This window comes from Longimicrobium sp. (assembly GCF_036554565.1).
Taxonomy (GTDB): domain Bacteria; phylum Gemmatimonadota; class Gemmatimonadetes; order Longimicrobiales; family Longimicrobiaceae; genus Longimicrobium.
Genome location: NZ_DATBNB010000823.1, coordinates 1 through 9,339, shown reverse-complemented (window position 1 = coordinate 9,339; position 9,339 = coordinate 1). Strand labels below are relative to the sequence as shown.

Annotated in this window: 10 protein-coding genes; 7 read left to right on the top strand and 3 right to left on the bottom strand. The window is 70.5% G+C overall.

The features are described 5' to 3' along the window. Both VIB55_RS23355 and VIB55_RS23350 read left to right on the top strand, forming a co-directional pair. A partial coding sequence (locus tag VIB55_RS23355) for a class I adenylate-forming enzyme family protein (protein ID WP_331879086.1) occupies positions 1–1,518 on the top strand: 1,518 nt, incomplete at its 5' end. 1 nt (position 1,519) lies between these two features. After that, a complete protein-coding gene (locus VIB55_RS23350) occupies positions 1,520–2,152 on the top strand; it encodes a hypothetical protein (RefSeq protein WP_331879085.1) in 633 nt (210 codons plus the stop codon). A 616-nt stretch (positions 2,153–2,768) separates the two neighbouring features. Here the strand turns inward: VIB55_RS23350 and VIB55_RS23345 are convergent. Further along, complete coding sequence (locus tag VIB55_RS23345) at positions 2,769–3,566, bottom strand: carboxypeptidase-like regulatory domain-containing protein (protein WP_331879084.1); 798 nt, start codon at positions 3,564–3,566, stop codon at positions 2,769–2,771. A 99-nt stretch (positions 3,567–3,665) separates the two neighbouring features. Then, positions 3,666–3,941 carry an Lrp/AsnC ligand binding domain-containing protein gene (locus tag VIB55_RS23340; RefSeq protein WP_331072287.1) on the bottom strand — a complete coding sequence of 92 codons (276 nt, stop codon included), beginning with the start codon at positions 3,939–3,941 and terminating at the stop codon, positions 3,666–3,668. A gap of 187 nt (positions 3,942–4,128) precedes the next feature. Here VIB55_RS23340 and lipB point away from each other — a divergent pair, with 187 nt between their 5' ends. Together lipB and VIB55_RS23330 are read left to right on the top strand one after the other, a co-directional pair. Then, positions 4,129–4,818 (top strand): lipoyl(octanoyl) transferase LipB, encoded by a 690-nt coding sequence (gene lipB, locus VIB55_RS23335; RefSeq protein WP_331879083.1) that lies wholly within the window; start codon positions 4,129–4,131, stop codon positions 4,816–4,818. Positions 4,819–4,904: 86 nt separating this feature from the next. After that, positions 4,905–6,035 carry an MGDG synthase family glycosyltransferase gene (locus VIB55_RS23330; protein WP_331879082.1) on the top strand — a complete coding sequence of 377 codons (1,131 nt, stop codon included), beginning with the start codon at positions 4,905–4,907 and terminating at the stop codon, positions 6,033–6,035. Here VIB55_RS23330 and VIB55_RS23325 read toward each other — a convergent pair. Further along, entirely contained in the window at positions 6,025–6,633 is a 609-nt protein-coding gene (locus VIB55_RS23325) for an RNase H family protein (RefSeq protein WP_331879081.1), read from the bottom strand. The genes VIB55_RS23330 and VIB55_RS23325 overlap by 11 nt on opposite strands. A 589-nt stretch (positions 6,634–7,222) precedes the next feature. On the opposite strand from VIB55_RS23325, the gene carA reads away from it, so the two are divergent. The 3 genes from carA to VIB55_RS23310 all read left to right on the top strand — a co-directional run bounded on the left by carA (position 7,223) and on the right by VIB55_RS23310 (position 9,222). Continuing rightward, entirely contained in the window at positions 7,223–8,347 is a 1,125-nt protein-coding gene (carA, locus tag VIB55_RS23320) for a glutamine-hydrolyzing carbamoyl-phosphate synthase small subunit (RefSeq protein ID WP_331879080.1), read from the top strand. A gap of 283 nt (positions 8,348–8,630) precedes the next feature. Further along, complete coding sequence (locus VIB55_RS23315; RefSeq protein WP_331021528.1) at positions 8,631–8,927, top strand: HU family DNA-binding protein; 297 nt, start codon at positions 8,631–8,633, stop codon at positions 8,925–8,927. 106 nt (positions 8,928–9,033) lie between these two features. Further along, entirely contained in the window at positions 9,034–9,222 is a 189-nt protein-coding gene (locus tag VIB55_RS23310; protein WP_331879079.1) for a hypothetical protein, read from the top strand. Positions 9,223–9,339: the final 117 nt, after the last annotated feature.

Genomic DNA, 9,339 nt, shown 5'->3' with positions numbered 1-9,339 from the left:
TCGATGATGGAGGCTCTTCCCCGCTTTCCCTGCCAGCCCGATCCCCTGCGCTTCTGGAAGCGGATCTCGCCCGATCGCGTCGCCTTGGTGGACCGCCCGCGCGGCGAGCGGCTGACGTACGCGGAGTTGGATGCTGCGGCGGATCGCTGGGCGGGGCTGCTGCGGGCGCGCGGCATCGGCCGGGGGGCGATCGTGGCGGCGCTGGCCGGCAACCGGCGCGAGCTGCCGGAGCTGTTCTTTGCCTGCGGACGGATCGGCGCGGCCCTGCTCCCCCTCAACTGGCGCCTCTCCGCCGCGGAGCTGACGCCCATCCTGGCCGACGCGCGCCCCGACCTGCTGATCGGCGAGGCGCGCTTCCGCGACCGCGCGGATGGCCATCCCGCGTGGATGGACCTGGACGCCGACGCCCCCGCTCTCCTCGCCGCGGCACATCCATCCACCGAAGACATCCCCATCTCCGGCGACGAGCCGCTGCTGATCCTGTACACGTCGGGAAGCACGGGCACGCCCAAGGGCGCCATCCTGCCACATCGGCAAATCTTCTGGAACGCCGTCGCCACCACGACCGCGTGGGAGCTGGGCGCCGACGACGTGGCGCCGGTGAGCACGCCACTCTTTCACACGGGTGGATGGAACGTGTTCGCCACGCCCCTGTGGCACCGGGGCGGCACGGTTGTGCTGCTGGATGCGTTCGATCCGGACGGCTTCCTCCAAGCGACGGAGGAGGAGGGGTGCACGGTGGCCCTGACCGTCCCCACGCAGCTGATGATGATGGCCGAAAGCGCCCGCTGGGGCCGTCCCCTGCCGCGGCTGCGGCGTTTCGTCTCCGGCGGCGCGCCGTGCCCCCCGGGGCTGGCGGCAAAGGTCCGCGCGGCCGGCTACACCTTCCGCGAGGGATACGGGCTGACGGAGTGCGGCCCCAACTGCTTCGCCATCTCCGACGAGGAGGCGGTCCGCCGTCCGGGGTTCGTGGGCTGGCCGGTGCCGTACCTGGAGATGCGGCTGGAGGCGGAGGACGGACGCGAGGCGCGGCCGGGAGAGCCGGGCGAACTGCTGCTGCGCGGACCGCAGGTCTTCGGCGGCTACTTGCGCAACCCGGAGCGCACGGCTGAGGTGCTCTCCGCGGACGGATGGCTGCGCACGGGAGACCTGGCCGTGCGAGACGAGGACGGAGCGTACCGCATCTGCGGGCGGCGCAAGGAGATGTACATCTCGGGCGGCGAAAACGTTTTCCCCGCCGAGGTCGAAGCCGCGCTCTCCGAGTGCCCCGGCGTGGCGGAGGCCGTCGTCGTCGGCGTGCCGGACGACAAGTGGGGCGAGGTGGGCCGCGCCTTCATCGTCCCCCGCGCGGACTGCGCGCTGACGGAACCCGACGTGGTCGCCCACGCGCGGGGGCGGCTGGCGGGCTACAAGGTGCCGCGTTCCGTCTTCATCGTCCCCGAGATCCCGCGCCTGGGCAGCGGCAAGCCAGACCGCCGCGCTCTCGCCGCATCAGAGCCGGCCCTCGTAGAGGCGTGAGATGAACCCGATCACCACGACGGCCCCGGGCGCCAGGGGCTCCACCCTGCGCTCCACGCTGGCCTTCGTGCAGCACATCGCGGGCGACGAGACCGTGGCGCGCATCCGGGACGGCCTCGCGCCGGACGACCGGGTGCGCATCGACGCGGCGGCGCCCACGGACGAGATCCCGCTGACGCTGCTGCACGCGTTGTGGCGGGCCGTGGAGGCGGAGATCGGCGCGGAGCACCCGGACTGGCCGGAGCAGTCGGGCGCGTTCGCCATCGAGGGCACGGGGCAGCAGTTGTACGGCGGCATCCTGCGCAAGAAGTCGCCGATGGAGTTCCTGACCCAGCGCGTGTCGCTCTTTCGCCTGTACTACCACCCCGGCAACATGGAGGTGGTAGAGGCGGAGCAGGGCCGCGCGGTGCTGCGGCTGGTGGGCTTCGACCCCGGCGAGCGCACCTTCTGCCGACGCCAGACGGGTGGGCTGCTGCGCTCGATGGAGTTCGCGGGCGGCACATCGTGCATGGTGCGCCACGTCCGCTGCTCGCTGGATGGGGACGCGTTCTGCGAGTGGGAACTGCGGTGGGAAACGCCCGCGGTGGCGGGAACGGGGGCTGCGACCGGGCCGGGCGCCGGGACTGGGGAGTAGAGCCCGGCTCCGCTGGGGCGAATGAATTCGCGGCAACGACCACACGAAGTCCGCCTTCGCGGACTGGCTTGTTGTGGTGCCCGCAAACCAGTCGTGCGCGCCCAGGCTGTCGGGCGCGGTTGAGGCCCCGAGCGGGACGCGAGAGCGCCCAAAGTCGGGGCTTTCCGCGTTTCCAGCCGCGGGGTCCACCGGCCCCACGACCCGCTCCTGAATCGCGGCCGGGCGAGGGCCGCCGGGCAGACGCGTCCCAGGTATCGTGCTCGCTGCCGCGCCCGGGCTGAGAAGTGTCCCAGGCCAGATCCTTCGGCCCGCGACGGCTGTGCTGCGGGCCGGTACGGTGCGCCTGGGCCTTCAGGCCGACAGGCTTTCGTGCGTGGGTACGACGAAGCGCACACGAATTCTCCCTTTCCCCTGCGAAGCGGGGGAGAGGGCCGGGGAGAGGGGGCTCCCGAGGCATGCGAGGCAGCCCGTCGAACCTCGATCGAAGTGCTCCTCTCTCCCGCGCTGTTTGCGGGGGAGAGGCCGGGAGAGGGGCCCTCCCGAGGCATCCATCGGCAGCCCGTCGAACGTTCTCCCCTCTCCCGGCGGGGTTTGCTGGGGAGGGGCCCGGGGGCGCCTACAAGCGTTTTCCGCGCCGCGTCCAGATGACGATGGTCCCGCAGCGGACGAGGGGCGTGACGAACTGGGACGGGGTGTCGGCCTCGCCGCGGTATACCTCGATGCCGTCGATCTCCGAGGGGCTGACGTAGTCGTCGATCACGAACTCCGCGGGCCGCACGCGGGGAGCGCTGGGCATCGGGTGGATCATCCGCACCCCGTCGATGATGAACATCATCTGGCACTGGGAGGTGCTGCTGCCGCGCGACATCGGGTGGCCCGACGTGCCCATCCGCCCGGAGCTCGGGCGAAGGTTGGGAATGCCGGTGAGCACGTCGGTCACGCGCCCCGCCCGCCGGCCCAGGATCTCCGACCGCGTGATGAAACGCCCGTGCCCCGTTTGCATCCGCTCCATGAACCCGCGCATCGCCGGGCTCATCCGCTGCCCGGAACGCGACATCACCGTCACCGGCTGAAGCACCACCGACTGCGCCGCCATCCGCAGTTCCACCGACACCACCGAGTCCGATTCCAGCGCCAGCTCTCCCAAAACCTCGCGATAGCCGATCCGCGAGGCCCGCAGCCGGGAGGCGCCGAGCCCCACCTCCGGAAACTCGAAGTTGCCCGCGCTGTCGCTGCGGGTGGAGGTTTGCCACTGGCCGCGCTGGGCCGTGATGACGATGGTGCCCTCGGCGATCACCCCGTCGCTGGCGGCGTCCAGCAGGCGCCCGCGGACGAGGGTCTGCGCGGGCGCGGGGATGGCGAACGACAGGGCGGCGGCGAGGCCGGCGAGCGCAAGGCGGCGGGACGAACGCATGGTGCCTCCCTGGAAGCGGAGGACGTGGGCCGGGGCGCACGGTCGTGCACCCCCGGATGGGGAAACGCCGCGCGCAGGGAGCCCGCGGCGGGCGATGGCTCAGTCGAACATGCCCCAGGCGCCTTCCAGGTCCTGCTTGCTGTACACCCGGAACGCGGTGAGCGTGTTGGTGCGCTCGATGCCCGACACCTGGGCGATCTCTTCGGTGACGATCTCGGCGATGCGCTCGTACTGCTCCACGCGCAGGATGGCGATCAGGTCGTACTCGCCCGACACGGAATAGACCTCGGCCACCCCCTCGATGCCCGCGATGCGGCGGGCCAGGGCGGGCACGTCGCCGGGAACGGAGCGGATCAGCACGACGGCGGCAACCATGGAGGATTTCTTTTCTCGGGTTGTGGATACGGACGCCAGTACAGTAACCAAAGTAGTGGAAGAAACGAAAGTAGGGAAAGGATTCTGACTTCGGGTGGAAACTTCTTCTCCGGGAGTCCCTGAATGGACGCTGGATCATGATCATGATTATTATCAGTACGATGACCGTTCACCTCACGCGTGTGGCATGAGCACGACTTTCGATACCTCCGCCGTTTCCGGTCGGCCGATGGAGGTGCGTCGCCTGGGGATGATCTCCTACGGCGACGCGCTGGCGCTGCAGGAGCAGCTGGTGAAGCAGCGCCGGGCCGGTGAGATTCCGGACACGCTGCTGCTGCTGGAGCACCCGCACGTGATCACGCTGGGCAGCGGCTCGCACGACGAGAACGTCCTCGTCTCGGCCGACGAGCGGGCCGAGCGGGGGATCGAGCTGTTCGAGACGGGACGCGGGGGAGACGTGACGTACCACGGTCCCGGGCAGCTGGTGGGCTATCCCATTTTCGACCTCAAGCCCGACCGGCAGGACCTTCACCGCTATCTGCGCGACATCGAGGAGGCGCTGATCGGCGTCCTCGCCGACTTCGGCCTGCGGGGCGGGCGCAAGGAGGGGCTGACCGGCGTCTGGGTGGACGGGCGCAAGCTGGGGGCGATCGGCGTGCGCGTGTCGTCGGGGTGGATCACCAGCCACGGCTTTGCCCTGAACGTGGCGACCGACCTGTCGTTCTTCGGGACCATCGTTCCCTGCGGCATCCGCGACCACGGCGTCGGCTCGCTGTCCGGCGAGCTGGGCCGCGAGGTGCCGATGGCGGAGGCCGAGGCATCCGCCGTCCGCTGGTTCGAGCGCATCTTCGGCCGAACGGCGCTCGAGACGGACTGAATCACCCGTAGCCGATCGCCGTCTTCATGCCCCGCCCCGGCACCGTCGGGGCGGCACCCCACAATTCGCTCGCTTCAGCCTCCCTGATGAACGATCCCAAGATCCTCGTCGTCTCCGTCTCCACCGGGACGGGCCACGTCCGCGCGGCGGAAGCGGTTTGCACCGCGCTCGCCCGCCGGCACCCCGGCGTGTACGTGCGCCACGTGGACCTGCTGGAACTGGCGCCAGCGTGGGTGAAGGCATTCTACGGCAAGGCGTTCGAAAAGGTGGCCGCGCATGCGCCGTCGTTGTGGAAGGAGATCTATCACGCCACGGATGGCGACGAGCACGACCGCGCCCGCTGGGCCGCCGCCGGCCGCTTCGTGTTCCGCGAGTTCCGGCGCGTGCTGGACGCGGAGCGGTGGGATGCGTGCCTGTCGACGCACTTCCTTCCCTGCCAGCTGGCGTCCGGAGGCGGCGAGTTTCCGCCCCTTTCGCTGGTGGTGACGGACTTCACCCTGCACCGCGTGTGGGTGCAGCCGTGCGCCAGCCGCTACTTCGTCGCCACCGATGAACTCGTCGCGGAACTGGGCAGGCGTGTGCCCGGCGTCCCGGCGCTCGCGACCGGCATCCCCATCTCGCCGGACGTGGCATCCGCGGTGTCGCGCGACGAGGCCCGTGCGGCGCTCGGGTTGCCAGCGGACCGGCGCATAGCCCTGATCGTGGGCGGAGGATTGGGGATCGGCGTGGAAGAGTCCGCGCGCGCGGCGCTGCAAGCCACGCCCCGCGACGTTCAGCTGGTAGCGGTCTGCGCGCGAAACGACTCCGCGCGCGAGCGGCTGCAGGCGCTGGGACTGTCGGCGGAGCGCCTGCAGGTGCACGGATATGTGCAGGGGCTCACGACGTGGATGTCGGCCGCGGACCTGGTCGCCACCAAGCCCGGCGGATTGTCGCTGAGCGAGGGGCTGGCGCTGGGATGCGCGCTGCTGCTGACGCGGCCCATCCCCGGCGCGGAAGAGGGGAACGCCCGCGTGGCCGAGGCGAACGGCGCCGCGCTGGTCGCGAACACCACCGACGAGATCCGCGCCGCGTTCACCCGCGCGTTCAGCGCGCCCGGGCTGCTTCAGCGGCTGGCGGATGGTGCACGGGGCATGGCCCGCCCCCACGCGGCGGACCACGTCGCGGACGCCCTCGTGGCGTCAGTCGGCCGACGTGAGGAGGTGGGCGTCAGCGCGTAGGCGGCCGGCGCGAGGGCTTGAACTCGAACTTGTCGGGCGGCAGGGCGAAGAAGCTCAGGTAGCGCTCCTTTTCCTGCTCTTCGCGGATCCAGTCGTCGAACTTGGAATCCACAAGCCCGCCGCTCTGGTCCTGGCGAGACGCGGAGCGGGTGGCCAGGTAATTGGCGTACTCGTTCTGCGGATGGCCGGCGTGCCCCTTCACCCAGCGCCACTGCACCTCGTGGCGGCCCGCGACCGGCATCAGCGCCTTCCACAGCTCCAGGTTCTCGATCTCGCCATCTTTTCGCTTCCATCCGCGCGCGGACCAGCCGTGCACCCACTGCGTCATGCCGTCCACCAGGTAGCGGCTGTCGGAGGTGAACACGACGCGCGACGGCTGCTTGAGGGCCGCCAGCGGGATGGTGGCGCTGCGGATGGCCATGCGGTTGTTTGTGGTATCGGGCTCCGACGTCCAGTAGTCGCGCCGGACCCAGCCCTTGCGCGGGTGCCAGAACTCCAGCAGTCCGGCGGCCCCGCCGGGGCGCGCGCGGTCCTTGTACTGGTTGCCCAGACACGACTCGTCTGCGTAGATGAACACCAGCGGCTGCGGCTCTTCCAAACTTCCTCCCAGGATGGTTTCACGAGCGGCGGAATCTACCCGCCGGGGGTCACTGCGCCAGTTCCCCCTCCCCCCGGCCCCCGTCCCCCGCTTCGCAGGGGAGGGGGAGACCTGACCTGCACGGCGGCTGGGTTTCGTGCACGCTGCCGCGGGATGCAGTCCGCGAAGGCGGACTTCGGGCCGTTGTTGCCGCGACTTCAGTCGCCCCAGCAGGGCTGCGGCCGCCGCCTCTGTGCTCGCCGACGCATTCCACCCCCGAAGTGTACCCCCTCTCCCACGCTGTTTGCCACGCTGTTTGTGGGAGAGGGTGGCACGCGCGTCAGCGCGGCCGGGTGAGGGCCCTACGGCATCCGAGGCCTCGGGCACGGTGCACGCTGCCGCGCCCCCGCTTGTACGTGTCCGCGGCAAGATCCTTCGGCCCGCGACGGGGGTGCTGCGGGTTGATTTGGTGCGCTTGGGCCTCTGGATGACAGAGTCGCGCGCCTGTCCACGCTGACGTACGGCCGCTTGACACGCGCGCCGCCCGGCCTAGATTCCCGCCGCGCATCTTCCCTTTCTGCATCGACTTGCCGCGACATCGGAGACTCCGTTGCCCCATCCCGCAGTGCTGATCCTGGAAGACGGCCGCGCGTTCCGTGGCGAGGCGTACGGCGCGCGGGGCACGGCGTTCGGCGAGGTGGTCTTCAACACGTCGATGACCGGGTACCAGGAGGTCCTGACCGATCCGTCGTACTCCGGGCAGATCGTGACCATGACCTACCCGCTGATCGGCAACTACGGGGTGAACGCCGAGGACGAGGAGAGCGCGGGGCCTCAGGTTGCCGGGTTCGTGCTTCACGAGGCGCCTCCCGCGTACAGCAACTGGCGCGCGGCCGAGTCGCTCGACGCCTACCTGCAGCGCCACGGGGTGATCGCCATCTCGGGTGTGGACACGCGCGCCCTGACGCGCCACATCCGCTCGCTGGGCTCCATGCGCGGCGCCATCGCCCCGGCGGAGGTGGACGCGGACGAGCTGGTGGGGCAGATCCGGGCGCAGCCGCAGATGGCCGGGCTGGACCTGGCGTGCGGGGTATCGACGGACGAGCGCTACCGGGTGCCGCCCGCGGGCGAGACGCGCTACCGCGTGCTGGCGTACGACTTCGGGGTAAAGTCGCACTCGCTGAAGCTGCTGGCCCAGCGCGGCTGCGAGGTCACCGTGCTCCCCGCCACCACGCCCACCGAGGAGATCGTCGCAGCCGGGGCCGACGGCTTGTTCGTTTCCAACGGACCGGGCGATCCCGAGGCCGTGGGGCATGCGCTGGATGCCATCCGGGCGCTGTCGGGAACCGGCACTCCCGTGTTCGGCATCTGCCTGGGGCACCAGCTGATCGCCCGGGCGTTCGGGGCCGAGACGTACAAGCTCAAGTACGGGCACCGCGGCGGAAATCATCCCGTGCGGCGCCTTTCGGACGGGGCGGTGGAGATCACGGCCCAGAACCACGGCTTTGCGGTGCGTGGCGACGAGGGTGGCATTCCCGGCGCCCCGGAGCTGCAGGTGACGCACATGAACCTGAACGACGGCACCGTCGAGGGGCTGCAGCACCGCGAGCGGCCGGTTTTCTCGGTGCAATACCACCCGGAGGCCGCCCCGGGGCCGCACGACTCGCGCTATCTCTTTGACCGGTTTGTGGATGAGATGGAGCGGCGCGCGCGGGGAATGCAAGTAGACGCTTGACGGCAGGGCCGCCGCGGATTATCGTTCCCGGCGTATAAGTGACCTTGCACCAGATCGTTAGGCCACTTCGCCCGCTGCCCTACCGTTCCCGGCCTCCGCCACGGCTTCCGCACCTGACAGAACGATATCGGCCACACCGGGCCGGCCCCGTTACGCCGACCCGCTTGTCGTCTCCCGTTCAGATCTTTTCGGATCCGTCGCCCCGCGCCGTGAGCGCCGCAGGGCCTGGAACGCCCACGCGCGACTGCCACGAGCCCGCACCAAACCCCAGAGGAGCTTTCTCATGACCAAGGCGGACCTTGTCCAACGCGTCGCCGACACCATCGGGCCCGGAGTCACCAAGCGTGACTGCGCGGTGGTGGTGGACGCGTTCCTGAATTCCATCAAGGACGCGATGGCCGAGCACCAGAACATCGAGATCCGCGGGTTCGGCACGTTCAAGGTGCGCGAGCGCAAGAGCCGCCTGGCGCGCAACCCGCGCACGGGCGACCCGGTGGAGGTTCCGCCGCGCGCGGTGCCGGTGTTCAAGCCGTCGAAGGAGCTCCGCGCCATCGTCGAGGAGCGTCCGCTCGAGGTCTGAGCCGCGCCTTTTGCCGGGCCGAGGCGCCCGCCCCTGCACGGGGGCGGGCGCTTTTTTTGCGCTTGTTCGCGGCGTTCACGCGACGCCTCCCCCACGCGCAGCACCGATGACGCACACCCACGAGATGCAGGGCCGGCACGCCCGCGACCGCAACGTCTTTGCGCGCGGCGACCGCCCCGGCCCATATGAAACCTCGTACGACGTCCGCCGCGGATACGACGAGCCGTCCATGGCTCCGGCGCACGGGGGCAAGCCGGCGGAGCCGCTGCTGTTTCGCGGGCGCGGCGAACGGTAGGTTGCCCCTCCCCCGGCCCCTCGCCCGCAAAGGGCCCGGGAGAGGGGGGGAACTTCGATTGAGGTTCGACGGAGTGCCTTGCATGCCTCTGGGCGCCCCCTCTCCCCGGCCCTCTCC

Excerpts from the sequence above, each read along its gene's own strand:
- VIB55_RS23350 (WP_331879085.1), top strand. The coding sequence starts at position 1,520 with ATGAACCCGATCACCACGACGGCCCCGGGCGCCAGGGGCTCCACCCTG.
- VIB55_RS23315 (WP_331021528.1), top strand. The coding sequence starts at position 8,631 with ATGACCAAGGCGGACCTTGTCCAACGCGTCGCCGACACCATCGGGCCC.
- lipB (WP_331879083.1), top strand. The coding sequence starts at position 4,129 with ATGAGCACGACTTTCGATACCTCCGCCGTTTCCGGTCGGCCGATGGAG.
- VIB55_RS23345 (WP_331879084.1), bottom strand. The coding sequence starts at position 3,566 with ATGCGTTCGTCCCGCCGCCTTGCGCTCGCCGGCCTCGCCGCCGCCCTG.
- VIB55_RS23330 (WP_331879082.1), top strand. The coding sequence starts at position 4,905 with ATGAACGATCCCAAGATCCTCGTCGTCTCCGTCTCCACCGGGACGGGC.
- VIB55_RS23310 (WP_331879079.1), top strand. The coding sequence starts at position 9,034 with ATGACGCACACCCACGAGATGCAGGGCCGGCACGCCCGCGACCGCAAC.
- VIB55_RS23340 (WP_331072287.1), bottom strand. The coding sequence starts at position 3,941 with ATGGTTGCCGCCGTCGTGCTGATCCGCTCCGTTCCCGGCGACGTGCCC.